Source organism: Mesorhizobium sp. M5C.F.Ca.IN.020.29.1.1 (assembly GCF_003997375.1).
GTDB lineage: Bacteria > Pseudomonadota > Alphaproteobacteria > Rhizobiales > Rhizobiaceae > Mesorhizobium > Mesorhizobium wenxiniae.
On record NZ_RZSW01000017.1, the window covers coordinates 1 to 16817 of the forward strand.

The following is a 16817-nucleotide window of genomic DNA, read 5'->3' on the forward strand; positions in this document are numbered from 1 at the left end:
GATCAAGCAGCGGGCGCAAGCCGAGTCGCTCGGCGGCCCGAGCATGCGCAGGCTCTGGCGACAGGCTGGCAAGAAGGCAATGGTCGAGCGCGGCGGGGTTGGCAGCATGCAGCGTCGCGGCGGCGGCGGTCGCCACCAATCCATCGAGCAGTACGGGTATCTTCTGCATCCGGGCGGCGAGGATGGCGCCGGCAATCGCTGCGAACTCACGGCCGCCGACTCGCCGCAACGCTTCCAGCGGGTCCCTGAGACCTGTGCCGTGGAAGCTTAGCGCGGCATCGACCACTTTTGCCTTGCGCGCCCGCATCGATGCATCGGCGCCCGATCCGGATCCGACCCAATCGGCGCCCTTGCCGCCAAACAGTGCGGCAAATAAAGTCGCTGCAACGGTGGAATTGCCGACGCCGAGGTCGCCAAGGCAAAGCAGATCGGTGCCGCCGGCGATCGCCTCCATACCGAACGCCATGGTGGCAGCGCAGCCGCGCTCGTCAAGTGCTGCGTCCTCGGTGATGTCGGCGGTCGGAATGTGCAGCGCTAGATCGAACACTTTCAGACCAAGATCATTGGCGATGCAGATCTGGTTGACCGCCGCACCCCCGGCCGCGCAATGCTCTACCGCGTTCGCCGTGGCAGCGACAGGCCGTGGCGAAACGCCGTGCCGAGCGACGCCATGATTGCCGGCGAAGATCGCCACCAGGGGCCGGTTCACTGCCGGCGGCGCATGGCCGCTCCAGGCGGCGAGCCACGCGGCGATGTCCTCGATGCGGCCGAGCGAGCCTTTGGGTTTGTCGGCCCTGGCAAACAGCGAGCGGACGCGACCTTCGGCCGCCGTGTCGGCCGGCGGCAGGGTCGCCAGAAGATTGCGAAAATCGTCGAAGGGCAGCGCGCTGGTCATGTCGTTGGTGATCGTTCCCAGAGTTGGCGAGCGGCATAGCCGCCTTGCTCGGCCGGCACAACTGCCTGCATTGACGCGAAAGCGGTTGCCAGCGGCGCATTCCGGAGGGCTTGCATTGGCCTTGCCGTTACACCATGTGGAAGCGAGACAAGGGATTCCTGGCGGAACCCTGAGAGATATCATGACGGCCATCGAATCCCCATGCATCCTGGTCTGTTCGATCGATATGAAAACCGGCTTCTGCTTCGGTTGCGGCCGTACGCGCGAGGAAATCGGCGCCTGGATCGACATGACCCCTGAAATCCGCCGCAGCGTCATGGCCGAGCTGCCGGCCCGGCTTGAAACGGTTGAACGCAGACCGCGCCGGGAAACGCGCCGCACCCGCCTCGCGCGCGAACGCGACGCTCTCTCGTGAGCCACATATGAACCGATTTTACTGGGTTTTGATGATCGCGATCGGGGCAGGCGTGGTCCTGCTCATGCTCAACGATTCCGCCGGCAGCACATTCGGCGTCGAGAATTACGATTTCAGCCGGCTGATCTGGCTTGGCGCATTGGTCGCGCTCATCGGCGCCGGCCTGCTCAGATCAGGCCGCCCCTTAGGCGCGATGGCCCGCAATCTGGGCACCTGGGCCGTCATCGTGCTCGCACTGATCGCCGGCTACCAATATCGTTATGAATTGCAGGATTTCGCCAGCCGGGTAACGGCCGGCCTTGTTCCCGGCAGTCCGCTGGCATTGGGCCTTGAGGACGGCCATGCCACGGTGACCCTGGACAAGGCCGGCAATGGCCATTTCGAAGCGCGCATCATGGTCAACGGCACGCCGGTCCGGGCCGTGGTCGATACCGGCGCAACCAGCACCGTGCTGACCGCGCAGGACGCGCAAGCGGCCGGGTTTAATCCAGCCGCTCTCAATTTCACCATACCGGTTTCCACCGCCAACGGCATGGCGCGCGCCGCCGCTGTGAGAACCGACGAATTGGCGATCGGCGGGATCGTGCGCAAGGACATGCCGGTCATGATCGCCGCGCCCGGCATGCTCGGCCAGAGCCTGCTCGGCATGAATTTCATCGGCTCACTGTCCGGTTTCGACGTGCGCGGCGACCGCATGATCTTGCGCGATTGAACAGTCAGGCTGCTTCGGCGCCGCTCAGTGAGCGTTGAGCATCTCGACCGCTTGATCAAACCGGCCGTCCCGCTCCGCCCAGCGCAGGAAGCCCACGCGCTCCACCAGTATCTCCTTGGGGGTCGGCTCCCGGCTGAACAACGCCATCGCCTCGTCAATGAACGCGTTGAGCGGCATATACTCCTCGCGCCTCGACTGGCCGGGCGTGAGTTCGGTGCGAACCGCGGGCGGCGCAAGCTCGATCACTTCGACCTTGCCCCTGAGTTGCTCGCGCAACGACACCGTATAGGAATGGATCGCCGCCTTGGTGGCATTGTAGGTCGGCGTGCCACTCAGCGGCACGAAGGCCAAGCCTGACGAGACGTTGACGATCACGGCATTTTGCCGGGCCGCCAGATGGTCGATCAGCGCGTTGGTGAGACGGATCGGCCCGAACAAGTTGGTGACGATCGTCTCCTCCGCGTCGCGCAGATCGCGGGTCCTGGTCAGATCCTCGCGGCGCATGATGCCGGCATTGTTGATGAGCACGTTGAGCGCCGGGTGCTCGGCGACTACGCGCTTGGCAAATGCTGCGATTGCTTCCGGATCTTCAACATTCCCGACCATGGCGTGCATGCCTTCACGCCCGGCGATCGTCTGCTCGAGCGCCTCCTTGCGCCGTCCCGCGACGATGACAGTGTTGCCAAGCGCATTGAAGCGCAGCGCCAGTTCCCGCCCGATCCCGGATCCGCCGCCGGTGATGAGGATGGTGTTTCCCGTCATTTTCATCGTTCTGTGCTCCATCTATTCCAGCCAATCGGGGTCAAACGATCCCGCCGTTTGCGAATACCGTCTGCCCGTTGATCCAGGCACCGTCCCCGCTGCAGAGCGTGGCGATTGCGTCGGCGATGTCGGAAGGCGCGCCCAGCCGCTTGTGCGGCGTGCGAGCGGCGAAATCGGCGATCTGCTCGGGGGTCTTGCCGTCGGTGAAGAGTGTTGTGTTCACTAGGCCCGGCGCCATCGCGTTCACCGAGATCATGCGCCCCTCGAGCTCCTTGGCGAGGACGTTCGCAAAGAGTTCCTGCGCGGCCTTGGTGGCGGCGTACGCTCCATAGGTCGGGCTGCGCAGCTGAGTGATGCTCGAGGACAGCGCGATAATCCGGCCGCCGTCGCGCACGCGCCGCGCTGCCTCGCGCAGCACGTAGAAGCTGCCTTTCTGATTGACGTCGACCATCCGGCTGAAGTTGGCGTCGGTCATGTCGCGGAAAGGCGCGAGCCGCATGATGCCGGCATTGCTCACGACGACGTCGACGCCGCCGAACGCGCGCTCGTTCTCTTCGAACAGGCGTTGTACCGCACTTGGGTCGCTGACGTCGGCCTGCACCCAGATGGCGCGCCCGCCAGCTGCCTCGATATCCCGGACTACGGCGGCCGCGAGACCGCGGTTCTTTTCGCAATTGATGGTGACGGCATAGCCGTCACGAGCGAGGCGCCTGGCCGTCGCAGCGCCGATGCCCCGGGAAGAACCTGTCACCAGGGCAACCTTGCCGAGCGACGCCGGCGCCTGGCCGGTCGTTTGCGCGTGGGCGGCGCCCACCGCGAGTGCTACGGGAGCCATGGCGACAGCCGCCAGCACGGCTCGTCTCGGTACTTCATTCTGTCCAGACATATGAATTGCCTTCCTTGTCGAGCGGGCTTGTTCGGTTGGGACCATTTCCTACCGGGCGATGCGGTCGACAGCTTGCCAACACATGCGCAAAACTTGCTCGATCCTGCAGCCCAGGTGATGTTTGTCCGCCCGCATGCTAGGATCGCCAGCATCGCGCCGCTGCAGGAGACATTGCATGGACGTCCTCAAACATGCCGTTCACACCTATGCCGCCTGCCATGCAAACCGAGATGGCCTGGCGCTGACGCCAGTGCCGGGCCTACGGGTGATGTGCGTCGAGTCACCACATCGCGACTTGCATTCGGTCTATCGGCCGCTGGTTTGTCTGGTTCTGCAGGGCGCTAAGCTGATGACCGTGGGCAGGGAGCAGCAAGTCTTCACCGCCGGGCAGTCCGTGATCGTGAGCGCGGACATGCCGGTCGCCGGACGCATCGTGCAGGCAAGCCAGCACGAGCCTTATCTGGCCGTCGCGGTCGAACTCGAGATGACGCTCCTGCGCGAGGTCGCAGCGCAGTTGGGCAGCGTACGTGCGCAGCGCCCGTCAGAGACACGCACCTTGTTCGTTGAGGACACCAATGCCGCGATTCTGGATTGCGCAGTGCGGCTGATGCGCTTGCTGGACCGATCGGATTCCATTTCACTCCTGCGCCCCGGAATCATGCATGAGCTGCATTATTGGCTCCTCTCCGGTCAGCACGGCGCAGCCCTGCGGTCGCTGGCGGATCCGGACAGCCACGCGAGTCGTCTCGCGGCAGCCATCGCGATTCTTAGAGCCGAGTATCGATCGCGTGTTCCCGTCGAGCGTTTAGCGGCAGCAGCGGCAATGAGCCTCACGGCCTTCCACAAGCACTTCAAGCACATGACGTCGCTTACGCCGGGACAATACCAGAAGCGGCTTCGCCTAATCGAAGCACGCCGCCTCATGCTCGATGAAGGTTTTTCGGCAACCAGCGCCGGATTCGAGGTGGGCTACGAGAGCATCTCGCAATTCACGCACGAATATCGCCGCACATTCCAGGCGCCGCCGAAGCGCGATGCGCTGCGCACTCGATCCATGTCGCACGCGATCAAAGAAGAAATGCAGGACGCCGAGCGGGCGAGCTCTGCTTAGCTTGACTAGGTCTGCCCGAGCTATCGACGGTCCTCTGGTTGCTGAACAGACCGCGGAAGACAGGCAAGCGAACGCATAATCTTGCTCGACTGAACAGTCAGGCTGCTTCGGCGTCCGTCCCGCTAAAATCGACTGCAGCGAAAGCCGCCTTCAGCACATCCGGTCCGGCGCCGGGCCTTGTCGCATCGGTCGAAAGGATCTGCCGGTAACGGCGCGCACCGGGCAGACCGTGGAACAGGCCGACCATGTGACGGGTGACATGGCCAAGCCGCCCGCCCCGCTCAATATGGCGCGCCGCATAATCCGCCATGGCATCGATCAGCGCGGCAAAGTCGAACGGGTTGGGTTTGTCACCGTAAAAAGTGGCGTCGACGCCTGCCAGAATGCCCGGCGTGTGATAGGCGCTGCGTCCAAGCATGGCACCATCGACATGAACAAGATGGCGAAGCGCTTCGTCTACCGACTGAATGCCGCCGTTGATGCCGATGAATTTGTTCGGATTTTTGGCCTTCAGCCGATAGACCCTGTTGTAGTCGAGCGGCGGGATGTCGCGGTTTTCCTTCGGGCTCAGTCCTTCCAGCCACGCTTTGCGGGCATGCACCCACAGCGCATCTGCGCCGGCCGCGAAAACGCCGTCCGCCAGTGCATCGAGCGCCGGCTCAGGATCCTGCTCGTCGACGCCGATGCGGCATTTGACGGTGACGGGGATGCCGACAGAGGCTTTCATCGCCGCCACGCAATCGGCGACCAGAACGGGTGCTTTCATCAGGCAGGCGCCGAACGTACCCGACTGGACGCGGTCGGATGGGCAGCCGACATTGAGGTTGATCTCGTCATAGCCGAAGGCTTCGCCGATGCGGGCCGCCTCGGCAAGCTTCTGCGGATCGGAGCCGCCGAGCTGCAACGCGACCGGATGTTCCGTACCATCGAAGCCGAGCAAGCGCTCGCGCTCGCCGTGGATGACCGCGTCGGCGACGACCATCTCGGTGTAGAGCAATGCCCGGCGCGTCAACTGGCGATGGAGGGACCGGCAATGCCGATCCGTCCAATCCATCATCGGTGCAATGGCGAATTTCCTATCCTTTTCAATCATTTGTCGACCGGTTTTAAACAACTCTGAGATTGGGCGGACTGGCATTGTCGGTATCTATGGTTATGCGGACTCATTTCACTCTACTTCAACGCGCAATCGCCATGTCACTCAACACCGCTTTTCTGCTGATGGCACAATACAATGGCAAGGCCATCATCCCACTTGATGAGGTTCGTCGCGACTTCTTTTCGCACCTGACGCTGCCGAGATTTCTGCGCAAGCTCAGTTCGGGCGACATCGCCTTGCCGCTCATGCGAATAGAAACAAGTCAGAAATGTGCCAAGGGCATCCATCTGCGGGATCTGGCCGACTACCTTGATAGGCGTAGACAGGCGGCCCAGAGGGAGTTTGCTGAGATGAGCGGTCGGAAAGTAGCGTACTAGTGTAACGAGGTGTCCGCTTCGCGCCCACCTCGGTCATTCCGTTGGTCGCTCCGTCGATCAGAAGCAGACATTGCTTGGCGTGAACGCCACGCCATACGGTTCCTTTACGGGAACATAGTGTTCAACCATCCATTATCGTATCAGCGTTCCGTCTGCCGATGGTAGGAACCAACATGAAATATTACTGCCCGGGATTCAGCCATGGCCGCCGAACGACGTATCCGCCTTCCGCGTGTAGCTCATGAGGGAGAAACAAACCTAAAGCGGCCCGAGGAAGCCCCCCTCAACAACCGTTCCATCATCGTGATCGGGGCGTCAGCCGGCGGTGTCGACGCGTTAAAGCGCATCGTCAGCGACCTGCCGTCCGATCTGGCGGCGACGGTTTTCGTCGTACTCCATGTTGGTCCGACCAGCTATCTGCCGGAAATCCTCGATCGGGCCGGGCCTCTTCCTGCCCGCAAGGCCGGGAACGGTGCGACATTCCAGGCCGCCACCATCTATGTCGCTCCGCCTGGTTTCCACCTTCTGCTTCACGACGACCACATGATGCTTCGGCGCGGGCCGCGCGAAAACCTCGCCCGGCCGGCGATAGACCCCCTTTTCCGCTCGGCCGCGCTGAGTTACGGCGCGACGGTCATCGGCGTTCTCCTGTCGGGGGCCCTTTCCGACGGAACGGCCGGCTTGCGGGCGATCAAAGCCGTGGGCGGACTGGCGATCCTCCAGCACCCGAACGACGCAGCCGTGCCGGACATGGTGAAAAGCGCGCTGCGCTATGTGGAGGTGGACCATTGCGTGCCGGCGTCTGAATTGGGCAGTCTGCTGGGAAGACTGGCGGCCGCACCGGCGGGCGAAACGTTGCCCGCTCCTCCCGGGGTCAGGCTGGAAGCGGCGGTCGCGGCACAGGAGCATTCCACGATGAAAAGGGAAGATCGACTCGGCGAACTGTCGGTGTTTACATGCCCGGAATGCCACGGGCCTCTGTGGGAGATCGAGGACGGCGACATGCTCAGGTATCGATGCCATACTGGGCATGCCTTCACCTCGGAAGCGATGATGGAGGCACAGTCGGCGGAGGCAGACGAGATACTGTGGAGCCTGCTGCGGGCGCACCAGCAGCGGGCTGAGTTTACCAGACGAATGGCTGAGCGGGAAAAAACGAAGAACCGTCCCGAACTCGCCACGCAGTTGCGAGATCGGGCCAGAGAGTATCAAGCGGATGCCGAGGTGATCGAGCGAATTCTCGAGAGCAGGCGGGTAACGGTGGCGGGAAATGGCGCAACGGCGGAAGAAAGCAACGAAAGCGGAGCCGCAGACTGAGGTGAACAGTGATCCGGGGTCGCCGGCAGGTGAGTCCTGCGCAATCGTCGGCATCGGCGCGTCTGCTGGAGGCATAGCGGCTCTACAAAAATTCTTTCCCAACGTTCCGCCAGACAGTGGGCTCGCCTATGTGGTGATCCAGCATCTGGACGCCGAACACGAGAGCGTGTTGGCAAGTATAGTCCAGCGCTGTACCTCCATTGAGACTCAGACGGCAAGCGAGGCGTCCGGCATCGAGCCGAACAGGATTTACGTAGTCCCCCCAGGCGTCTCGGTGACGGTGAAGGACCGCAGCTTTCATATTGAGAAGATGACGACCACCCGCACCAAGCGCACGCCGATCGATGACTTTTTCATCTCGCTCGCGATGGAGCAGGGGGAAAACGCGGCCGCTGTCATTCTCTCTGGCACGGGCAGCGACGGCACCATCGGACTGCGAGCGATCAAGGAGCATGGTGGACTTACGCTCGCGCAGGAGAGCGCCGAATATGACGGCATGATGCGCAGCGCCGTTCAGACCGGCCTCGTCGACATGGTGCTCCCGGCGGAAGAAATGGCAGCAGCGCTGGCGGACTACTTCCGACACGCAAACCGCGTTGCAAGCGACGGCGAAGCGGACCGCCGCAAGCGCGATGTCTCCGAACAGCTTTCCCGCATCGCTGCCCTGCTTCGCACGCGCACCGGGCACGATTTCAGCGGCTACAAGGATAACACCATCCTCAGACGCATACAGCGCCGGATGCAGGTATTGCAGATCGACGATCCGGTCGCATTCTATGAACGGTTGAAGGAGGAGCCGCAGCAGGTGGATCTGCTGTTCCAGGACCTGCTGATCGGCGTGACGAATCTGTTCCGGGATCCACAAGCGTTCGATACATTGGAACGCCTCGTCATTCCGAAGCTATTCGAGAACCGCAAGGGAGACGAAACTATAAGGGTATGGGTACCAGGTTGCGCCACGGGAGAGGAAGCCTATACGATAGCCATGCTCCTCAGGGAAAATGCGCCGAGGGGCGAGGCGTCGCCGAAATTGCAGATCTTCGCGACCGACATCGATGAGCGCGCTTTGGAAGTCGCGCGAGCCGGCCGCTATCCGGCTGCCATCGCTACAGATGTCACGCCAAAGCGGCTCAAGGAGTTCTTCTCGCGCGAGGACGGAACCTACCGGGTCGCCACCGATCTGCGTGAAATGTGTCTGTTTTCAGCGCACAATCTGTTGCGCGACCCGCCCTTTTCCAAGCTCGACCTGATCTCCTGTCGCAATCTCCTCATCTACATGGGGCCTGACTTGCAGGAGAAGATCATTCCCATTTTCCACTATGCCCTGCGAAAGGATGGCTATCTCTTCCTTGGCTCTTCGGAAAACGTCACCCGCCACGGGCGGCTGTTTGCTACGATTGACAAGGCAAGCCGCATTTTCCAGAGGCGTAGCGGCGGAGCGATACAGAAGCTGCCAGAGTTTCCGCTTGCCGCCGCGCCCAGGCGGGCAACCCAGCATGCGCGCCCGAGGGCGACGGGAGGAGGCGCGCAGGAGAGCGCAGAACGCCTTCTTCTTAATCGGTATTGTCCCGCATACGTGGTCGTCAACGCAGCCGGCGAGTTGGTGCATAGTTCGGGCGGCACCGGAAAATACCTGGAATTGGCGGCCGGCGCTCCCGACAACAACGTCTTCGCAATGGCGCGGCGGGGCCTGCGAATGGATTTGCGGGCTGGTCTCCACAAGACTGTCAACACCGGGCAAGTGTCGATCCAGAACGAGATCAGCGTTGGCACCAACGGCGGGCGGCAGACCATCAGCCTTGTCGTGCAGCCGCTGCCGCCGGATGGCGCGGCCGACCCTCTCTATATGCTCGTCTTCAGGGATGTTGGCGGCATCAAGCCGGAGCTTGAAAGCGAAGCGACTTCCGACGATGTTGAAAGCGCAAACGTCAGCCAGCTCGAAAAAGAACTCCGGGAAACCAGGGAGCGGCTGCAGATCACCACGGAAGAGCTGGAATCCTCGAACGAGGAACTGATGTCCTCCAACGAAGAACTATCCTCAATCAACGAGGAACTTCAGTCGTCCAACGAGGAACTGGAGACTTCGAAGGAAGAGTTGCAATCGATCAACGAGGAACTGCAAACCGTCAATGCAGAGCTGAACATTCGAGTCGACGAGCTCAGCCGCGCCAACAACGACATGGCGAACCTACTGGAAAGCACGCAGATCGCCACCATCTTTCTGGACCGGGATCTTTGCATCAAGAGCTTCACCCCGGCGACACGGGATCTGTTCCGACTGGTCGAGAGCGACGTCGGGCGCCCGCTTGCTCACGTTCGCCCCCGCTTTGCTGCCGACGGCCTCCAGGCTGATATCGAGCAGGTGTTGCAGCGACTCGGCACGATCGAGCGTCAGATACAGAGCGCCGAGAGCGACACACGCTACATCATGCGCGTGCTGCCTTACCGGACGATCGACAACGTCATCGCCGGGGTCGTGGTCACCTTTGTCGACATCACCAAGATAGCGCGTGCCGAAGAAAGGATCGGCTCGCTGACGCATGATTTGCGCAATCGCATCGAAAGCCTGGAAACGCTGCTGGATCTCGTGCCCGTCGGCATTCTGATCGTAGAGGGGGGGGATAGCCGCGAGATTCGGGCAAACCGTCACGCCGCCGAACTTGCCGGACATCCGTCCACGGGTGACAAGCTGATCTCGATGTCTGCCTCCCTCCCTCTCACCATCAACGGCAACGCGGTGCAATCAAAGGATCAACCGCTTGCGAGGGCGATGCGGACGGGCCGGGCAGTTCCGGAATACGAAGCCTGCATCAGCAGGCCGGACGGCGCTGGCGTCGATGTCATGATGTCAGCCAATCCACTGTTCGACGAGTCCGGCAAGGTCCGCGGCGCGATCGGAACGTTAGTCGATATATCCCGGCACAAGCTGGCGGAGCGCGGCCAAGAAAGACTGCTGCATGAATTGCAGCATCGCGTAAAGAACATCCTTGCTACGATCACCGCCCTGACCTCCCGCATGTTGCGATCCTCCCATTCCATGGCGGACTTCTCAACCGCTTTCCAGGAGCGCCTTCAGGGCATGGCGCGTACCCATGAACTCTTGTCGCAGCAGAACTGGGGTGGCGCGGACATCAAGGACCTGTTGCGAGCGACTCTCTCCCCCTACACCGCCGAGGATCGAAGGAACGCGGTTCTGGAAGGCGGTCCGTTCCAGTTGAACGCCAGCGCCGCAGCGACCTTGGGAATGGTGTTCTTCGAACTCGCGAGCAATGCCGCCAAATATGGCGCCCTCGCCGTCGAGAATGGGCGCGTGGACGTCAAATGGCGCATCGGAGAGCCGGGCGGAAGCTTGTCGCTTGTGTGGAAGGAAATAGGCGGGCCGACCGTTGAGGAGCCTTTGAAGGAGCATTTTGGAACGACATTCATTCAGCGGAGTTTGAATTACGAGTTGGGAGGAAGGGTGGACTTGAAGTTCAAGGAGTCTGGCTTGGAGTGCTCCTTGCAAATCCCCCTCTCCCTCGCAGGCGCGACGGATGGTCCGGTAAAAGATGAATGAGCAATTTCCTCTGTCTGGCCTGCATGTCCTGGTCGTTGAGGATACTTTTCTGATCGCGCTGGATGTATCCGATCAGTTGGCCGACGCGGGCTGTGAGGTGATCGGCCCCGCTTCATCGGTGAAGCAGGCGCTGGAACAGATCGACGGCGTTTCACTCGACGGAGCGGTGCTCGATATCAACCTCGCTGGCGAGCGGAGTTTCCCGATTGCTGAGTTGCTCGCTTCACGTGGCGTTCCCTTTATATTCTTGTCTGGCTATGACAGCGCGACAATCATTCCAGATGAATTTGCGCAAGCTCCTCGTCTATCGAAACCAGTTGATCCTAAGGCGCTGACAAGCGCCGTTGCGCATTTTCGGAATAGGTAAACCGACCCATAGAGCACCTTTCGCTCGTCACCCCTAAAGGCGCATTTCGGCGACATAGGCCTCGATAATCCTGCATCAGCAATAGGATTGACCCGGCCTAAGAAGCTATACTACGTTTTACGTCCGGTTTCGTTAACGTCCCGCCCGATAGCCGACCGTCACCTGTCGGCCTCTCGCCACTGCTTCGCGGTTCTCTTCCGTCAAAACGGCCAAAGGAGAACCAAAAAATGGGTATCTCACAATACGATCCAGGAGCTCTAGGACGCCCTGCTTGGAACGCTGGTCAGAAGGTCGGCGTCAAGAAGCCGCTGAAACAACGGCAGATATGGGCGATCCGGCTTTTTCCTCGACAGAGAAGGGCGCATGAGAGATCGGGCGCTGTTCGATCTGGCAATCGACAGCAAGCTGCGCGGCTGCGATTTGGTGAAGATCAGGATCGGGACGCTGGTCACTGGCCCGGAAATCCGAACGCGGGCCATGGTCGTTCAACAGAAGACCAGACGACCCGTGTAATTCGAGATTACATCCGATGCACGAGCAAATTTGCTTGCCTGGCTTAAGCGTCGGGGTGGATCAGTCGACGACTATGCCTTCCCGAGCCGAATTGAGAACTCCGGCCACCTGAGCACGCGCCAGTATGCTCGCCTCGTCGATGAATGGGTGACAGCGATTGGGCTCCGGCGGGAGGACTATGGCACCCTCGCTCCGGCGCACTAAGGCCGCGATCATCTACAAGGCGACCGGGAACCTCCGTGCAATTCAGATCCTGTTGGGTCACACCAAGATCGAGAACACGGTCAGGTATCTTGGCGTAGACATCGAGGATGCGTTGGAGCTGGCAGAAAAGACCGAGATTTGAACAGCTGCGGCTCCGCACTTCGGGGCCGCACGACATCTAAACCACTCTCCAGAGCAAGGTCCAATGAAGCCGAGATGCGCCTCCTATCCGACGCTGTTTTTGCTGCTTGTTTTCGTCGATAGCTGACCTCGTGACTGAGGGTGCGCCGAGATTGCGGCCTCGACGGTGCAGGATCGTGATTTTAGGTAGCAGATCGTCATAGTTATTTAATATTCTTCATGAATTCGTGCATAAGATCTACATAGCCATCGATGTCCTCTTTGCCATGCGCAAAGGATGCCTGTGGTCCGGCGCTGACGATGCAATCCCAGTACCCCCGGTTCGCCATGAAGACGCGGCGGGCGTCGAGCATGTCGAAGTCCATGGACAGACGCGCTTCGGCATAATTGCGCGGCAGCTCGGGCGTCAGGCACAGGCCCGAACGCGGCCCGATCCGGAACGCGCGGCATGGCAGGTCCAGATCCCGGCAGATGGCGTCGATACCGTCGGCCATGCGCGATCCGAGTGCGGAAATCCGGTTGAAGGCGTCTTCGGTCAGCACATGTTCCAGCACGGCGCGCGCGCAGGCCATCGACAGGGCATTGCCATAAAGCGTGCCGCCAAGGCCGATGCCGGGCGTACGGTGCAGGATGTCGAGGTGCTTCTCGACATGATCGCCTATCGTGTCGGTCATGCCATAGGCGGCAAAGGCCAGCCCCGATCCGAGCCCCTTGCCGAGCGTGATGAAGTCGGACTGGAGATTCCAGAGCCGCGTCAGGCCGCCATAGGCGAACGAAAAGGTGTGCGATTCATCGATGCACAGCATCGTGCCGGTTTCGGCGGTAATCCGGCGCAGGCCCTCCAGATAACCCGGATCGGGCAGCACAAGGCTGCAATTGGTCAGCGCCGGTTCGGTAAGGACCAGCGCGACTTCGCGCGATTCCAGCGCCGCCGCCACGGCATCGAGATCGTTGAAGGGCAGGATGATGGTATCTTCAGACCGGCGGCCTGACAGGCCCTGATATTCGGGAACGACCCGTTCGCCGTCGAACTTGACCAGCGTTTCCTCGATATGGCCGTGGTACTTGCCTTCGAAGACGATCAGCTTGCGCCGGCCAGTGATGTGCCGGGCGATGCGCATGATTTCAGTGTTGGCGCCCGATGCCGCCAGCGTGAACTGCCAGAAGGGTAGCCCCATCAGTCGCCCGAGCGAATGTGCCGCCACCACGGCATCCTCGGTGGGCAGCAGATAATGGGCACCGTTACGGAACTGGCGCACCATCGGCTCTTCCACCGCCGGAATGCCGTAGCCAAGCGTGGCCGAAAGATCCGCCACGTTCATGTCGACATAGGCATTCCCGTCCACATCGAAAAATCGCGCGCCTTCGCCGCCCGCAACATAGAGCTGGGGATGCATGTAATAGCCGGCCATCCAGGACATCGGCGTTCCAGCCGGCATCACGTTGCGCGCGCGGTCGAGTAATGCCTTCGACCTCCCGGTGCGCGCCGCGAAGCGCTCCAGTTCACGCTGGTTCAACTCTGCGACGCGCGTCCGGTCCGCCCTATAGGCTGCTCCTGGCGCAAGAGTGGTCGACAATTCTATCCTCCTGTCAAATTCCTTGCGTCGTGCGCCGACAGAGCCGGTGGGCACCGCCAGAACCGGGTACCGGCTCACCAATACGCGATAGTGTCGTTCCAACACTAGTCGAGAAAGATCTGCTTTGGCAGGTCGCTTGGAATGTCCGCTCCGGTCAATTGTGTGCCGGAAACTGACCGACAGGTCCCGGCCCCATATCGACCATTGAGGAACAACACCGCCGCTCGAGGGGGACCGGGGTAGAGCCGCGCACATTGGCAGGCTAGCCCCAGAAACTCTGCACCCGTCAAGCAACTCCGAAACGCGACCCATTTTTCCCAGAGCAGCTGACGAGTACGACGGCAGTACAACTTCGGGGAGGTGCTGCCACTTAAACCACTGAATACACGTCGCTTCTCGCGATGTCTGCCCCATCCATCATGGGCGCCGAGGCAAATCGCCTGTCTAAGTATTTCATTTCGTTACGCGTTTTTGCTCTCAGTCGGTCCAATGCCCCGTTGGACCGACTGATAAGGTAATTGCCATATCATATCCAAGAGCACGCTGAACAGCGATACAAACGTCTCCGACGCGGAACTAGAGCCCGCATTTGGCCACCTGAGTGTGCACGGTCACTCGAGGCGGTATCCCGCTGAACGGCGCACGTTCGATCGCGACCGGATTACGTTGGGGAACGGTCGGCGGGGCTTCACGCGTCTCACCGCACAATCACCAAGGTCTGGTTTGCCGTGTCGGCGCTTCGAGTATGTCCCGTCCGGTGCAACGGATGCGTTCGAGGCGGCATTCCCATCATTGATGAGCAGTGTGGCTTTGGGCCAAAGGACCGCCCGATTGGTCAGCTGTGCGCCTAATATCGGTCATGGAGTACAGCCGTCGCCCGCGAACACGAAGGATGGCCTTGGCCAGGGGTCGGCGTGCCTATCGAGCGATAATCGGACGCGGGCCGAACTGACTACGACCCTGATCTATTCGGCTCGGCTCAGCACACTGTGCGAGCGCTACAGGTCGGTTTCGGCTCAGGAGGGGCGAAAGAAACAGTACTGCGGAAGATCGTGCTGGGTTTGCGGTAGACCGGAGGGCCCTTCTGCCGAACGACCATGTATTGCGGCACATTCTGCCAAACGCCTGCGGCTATGCTCGGCTAACACGGCAGATTGACAGGAACCAAGGACATGGATCGCTTCCGGCCGAAATACGTGACTTTTGATTGCCACGGCACGCTGATCAATTTCCAAATGGCGGGAGCCGCTCGGGATCTGTTCGGTCATCTTCTGGATGGGCCGCGCATGGACGAATTCATCAGAAACTTCCAAGCCTACCGCCTCGATGAGGTGTTGCAGGACTGGAAGCCCTATGCCGATGTCGTCCACAACGCACTGGAGCGCACGTGCCGCCGCAACAACGTCGCATTCCGTGCCGAAGACGCTGAAACGATCTACAACCGCATCCCGACCTGGGGACCGCATCAGGACGTTCCCGAGGGCTTGGCTAAACTAGCCAAGGAAATTCCGCTGGCTATCCTTTCGAACTCCATGATGGCCCAAATTCCGTCGAACGTGGCAAAACTCGGCGCGCCATTTCATGCCGTCTACACCGCTGAACAGGCGGGGGCTTACAAGCCGCACTTCAAGGCGTTCGAATATATGTTCGACATGCTGGAATGCGGCCCGGAGGACATAACTCACGTTTCCTCGTCTTTCCGCCACGACCTGATGTCTTCCTATGACCTAGGGATCAAGAGCAAGGTCTGGGTTAATCGCGGCCATGAGCCGGCCAACCCTTATTACGAGTACACCGAAATCCGCGATGTGACGGAGCTACCGGGCGTTTTCGGGATCTGAGGGCGAGGATGGGGCGCGGGTTTATTGGCTGGACCGCTCCACCTCTCGCAGCAAGAAGAACACCATATCCAGCAGGCGAGGATCTTTCGAGTTGGGTGCTTGTAGTCATCTGGTCTCCGATGAAGAAGCAGGCCAGCCCAATGGCTCCATGGCTGCGGGACGCGACCATCTGCCTTACGCGGCAGCCTCAACCGAAACCTATTTTCGCACTGCCGCCGCAATCCTGGCCATGCGGCCGGCTTCCGCGGAACAAGACATGTCGGCGGCATTGCTTAAGCGTCACTACGGATTGGCGGGATCGATCGCCACATTATCCTCCGAGGTCGAGCGCACCGTTGAGGTCAACCTGTCGGACGGCCACCGACTGATCCTGAAGACGTCGACAAGACCGGAGGCGGTCGACAGCTTTCGTTTCCAAAGCGCCACCATGGCGGGATTGCAAGGGGCCGCGGGCTTCGTTGCACCCGAAGTGCTCCGCACCAGAAGCGGCGCGTTGATGTTTGAGGAAGAAGGGGTATGCGGGTACTTGCAGACCCGGATCGAAGGCGTTCCGCTGCACAAGGCGGTGCCCACTCCGGACCTGCTTTTTCGAACTGGCAGCGCTCTGGCCCGGCTGGACTTGGCCCTTGCGCAAGTCAATGTGCCCGCGGCCCACCGTCCCGTTCTTTGGCATGTCGGGTGCTGGTCGCGGTTGATGGAACTAGAGCAATACCTCCCATCCGGGAGCATTGCCGACAGCGTTCGCGTCGCGATGGCGGACTATGTGGAGTTTGTTGAGCCACAAATCTCGAACGTGGCGTGGCAGGTCACCCATAATGATCCCAGCCCATTCAATATGATGACGACTGCCCAGGGAACGGGTTTCATCGATTTTGGCGATGGCTGCTGGAGCCCCAGGATCCAGGATCTGGCGATCGCGGCAAGTCACGCCGTGACGGATCCGAACCTTCCTTTGGGTGGGGCCGAACATTTTATCGCCGGCTATGCCTCGGTCATTGCAATTTCGGCGCTGGAAGCAAGACTGCTCGTCGGATTGATGCGGGC

General features: G+C 60.9%; 13 protein-coding genes and 2 pseudogenes. 10 read left to right on the forward strand and 5 right to left on the reverse strand.

What is annotated here, in order from left to right:
- Nucleotides 1-895 (reverse strand): nicotinate-nucleotide--dimethylbenzimidazole phosphoribosyltransferase (locus EOA85_RS02865; RefSeq protein WP_164759463.1); only part of this gene is annotated, 895 nt, incomplete at its 3' end.
- Between the two features lie 181 nt (nucleotides 896-1076).
- Between EOA85_RS02865 and EOA85_RS02870 the strand changes: the two genes are divergently transcribed.
- Both EOA85_RS02870 and EOA85_RS02875 read left to right on the forward strand, forming a co-directional pair.
- Nucleotides 1077-1310, forward strand: a complete 234-nt coding sequence (locus tag EOA85_RS02870) for a DUF1289 domain-containing protein (protein ID WP_127208292.1) — start codon at nucleotides 1077-1079, stop codon at nucleotides 1308-1310.
- A gap of 7 nt (nucleotides 1311-1317) precedes the next feature.
- The gene (locus EOA85_RS02875; RefSeq protein ID WP_127208293.1) at nucleotides 1318-2022 is read left to right on the forward strand and encodes a TIGR02281 family clan AA aspartic protease; all 705 of its coding nucleotides are present in this window, start codon (nucleotides 1318-1320) and stop codon (nucleotides 2020-2022) included.
- 24 nt (nucleotides 2023-2046) lie between these two features.
- On the opposite strand, the gene EOA85_RS02880 is transcribed toward EOA85_RS02875, so the two are convergent.
- Nucleotides 2047-2790, reverse strand: a complete 744-nt coding sequence (locus tag EOA85_RS02880) for an SDR family oxidoreductase (protein WP_127208294.1) — start codon at nucleotides 2788-2790, stop codon at nucleotides 2047-2049.
- Nucleotides 2791-2824: 34 nt separating this feature from the next.
- The gene (locus EOA85_RS02885) at nucleotides 2825-3670 is read right to left on the reverse strand and encodes an SDR family oxidoreductase (RefSeq protein ID WP_127208295.1); all 846 of its coding nucleotides are present in this window, start codon (nucleotides 3668-3670) and stop codon (nucleotides 2825-2827) included.
- A 175-nt stretch (nucleotides 3671-3845) separates the two neighbouring features.
- Between EOA85_RS02885 and EOA85_RS02890 the strand changes: the two genes are divergently transcribed.
- Nucleotides 3846-4781, forward strand: coding sequence for an AraC family transcriptional regulator (locus EOA85_RS02890; protein ID WP_127208296.1), 936 nt, complete (start codon nucleotides 3846-3848; stop codon nucleotides 4779-4781).
- Nucleotides 4782-4878: 97 nt separating this feature from the next.
- Here EOA85_RS02890 and dusA read toward each other — a convergent pair whose 3' ends face one another.
- Nucleotides 4879-5874 carry a tRNA dihydrouridine(20/20a) synthase DusA gene (dusA, locus tag EOA85_RS02895; RefSeq protein WP_127208297.1) on the reverse strand — a complete coding sequence of 332 codons (996 nt, stop codon included), beginning with the start codon at nucleotides 5872-5874 and terminating at the stop codon, nucleotides 4879-4881.
- 101 nt (nucleotides 5875-5975) lie between these two features.
- Here dusA and EOA85_RS02900 point away from each other — a divergent pair, with 101 nt between their 5' ends.
- The 5 genes and pseudogenes from EOA85_RS02900 (at nucleotide 5976) to EOA85_RS02920 (ending at nucleotide 12356) form a co-directional block, all read left to right on the forward strand.
- Nucleotides 5976-6257, forward strand: a complete 282-nt coding sequence (locus EOA85_RS02900) for a pyocin activator PrtN family protein (RefSeq protein WP_127208298.1) — start codon at nucleotides 5976-5978, stop codon at nucleotides 6255-6257.
- 201 nt (nucleotides 6258-6458) lie between these two features.
- Nucleotides 6459-7574 (forward strand): chemotaxis protein CheB, encoded by a 1116-nt coding sequence (locus tag EOA85_RS02905; RefSeq protein ID WP_127208299.1) that lies wholly within the window; start codon nucleotides 6459-6461, stop codon nucleotides 7572-7574.
- Entirely contained in the window at nucleotides 7528-11130 is a 3603-nt protein-coding gene (locus EOA85_RS02910) for a CheR family methyltransferase (protein WP_127208300.1), read from the forward strand. Before EOA85_RS02905 ends, EOA85_RS02910 begins: the two co-directional genes overlap by 47 nt.
- Nucleotides 11123-11497, forward strand: coding sequence for a response regulator (locus tag EOA85_RS02915; RefSeq protein ID WP_127208301.1), 375 nt, complete (start codon nucleotides 11123-11125; stop codon nucleotides 11495-11497). Before EOA85_RS02910 ends, EOA85_RS02915 begins: the two co-directional genes overlap by 8 nt.
- Nucleotides 11498-11724: 227 nt before the next feature.
- A pseudogene (locus EOA85_RS02920) lies at nucleotides 11725-12356 on the forward strand (tyrosine-type recombinase/integrase).
- Between the two features lie 202 nt (nucleotides 12357-12558).
- Here EOA85_RS02920 and EOA85_RS02925 read toward each other — a convergent pair.
- Nucleotides 12559-13932 carry an aminotransferase class III-fold pyridoxal phosphate-dependent enzyme gene (locus tag EOA85_RS02925; protein ID WP_164759464.1) on the reverse strand — a complete coding sequence of 458 codons (1374 nt, stop codon included), beginning with the start codon at nucleotides 13930-13932 and terminating at the stop codon, nucleotides 12559-12561.
- Between the two features lie 1172 nt (nucleotides 13933-15104).
- Between EOA85_RS02925 and EOA85_RS02930 the strand changes: the two genes are divergently transcribed.
- Complete coding sequence (locus EOA85_RS02930) at nucleotides 15105-15773, forward strand: haloacid dehalogenase type II (RefSeq protein WP_127208303.1); 669 nt, start codon at nucleotides 15105-15107, stop codon at nucleotides 15771-15773.
- A gap of 256 nt (nucleotides 15774-16029) precedes the next feature.
- Nucleotides 16030-16704: pseudogene (locus tag EOA85_RS38585) on the forward strand (phosphotransferase); the annotation flags it as partial.
- Nucleotides 16705-16817 lie beyond the last annotated feature (113 nt).

Coding starts and splice junctions, on each gene's coding strand:
- EOA85_RS02870 (WP_127208292.1), top strand. CDS start 1,077: ATGACGGCCATCGAATCCCCATGCATCCTGGTCTGTTCGATCGATATG.
- EOA85_RS02875 (WP_127208293.1), top strand. CDS start 1,318: ATGAACCGATTTTACTGGGTTTTGATGATCGCGATCGGGGCAGGCGTG.
- EOA85_RS02880 (WP_127208294.1), bottom strand. CDS start 2,790: ATGAAAATGACGGGAAACACCATCCTCATCACCGGCGGCGGATCCGGG.
- EOA85_RS02885 (WP_127208295.1), bottom strand. CDS start 3,670: ATGTCTGGACAGAATGAAGTACCGAGACGAGCCGTGCTGGCGGCTGTC.
- EOA85_RS02890 (WP_127208296.1), top strand. CDS start 3,846: ATGGACGTCCTCAAACATGCCGTTCACACCTATGCCGCCTGCCATGCA.
- dusA (WP_127208297.1), bottom strand. CDS start 5,874: ATGATTGAAAAGGATAGGAAATTCGCCATTGCACCGATGATGGATTGG.
- EOA85_RS02900 (WP_127208298.1), top strand. CDS start 5,976: ATGTCACTCAACACCGCTTTTCTGCTGATGGCACAATACAATGGCAAG.
- EOA85_RS02905 (WP_127208299.1), top strand. CDS start 6,459: ATGGCCGCCGAACGACGTATCCGCCTTCCGCGTGTAGCTCATGAGGGA.
- EOA85_RS02910 (WP_127208300.1), top strand. CDS start 7,528: ATGGCGCAACGGCGGAAGAAAGCAACGAAAGCGGAGCCGCAGACTGAG.
- EOA85_RS02915 (WP_127208301.1), top strand. CDS start 11,123: ATGAATGAGCAATTTCCTCTGTCTGGCCTGCATGTCCTGGTCGTTGAG.
- EOA85_RS02930 (WP_127208303.1), top strand. CDS start 15,105: ATGGATCGCTTCCGGCCGAAATACGTGACTTTTGATTGCCACGGCACG.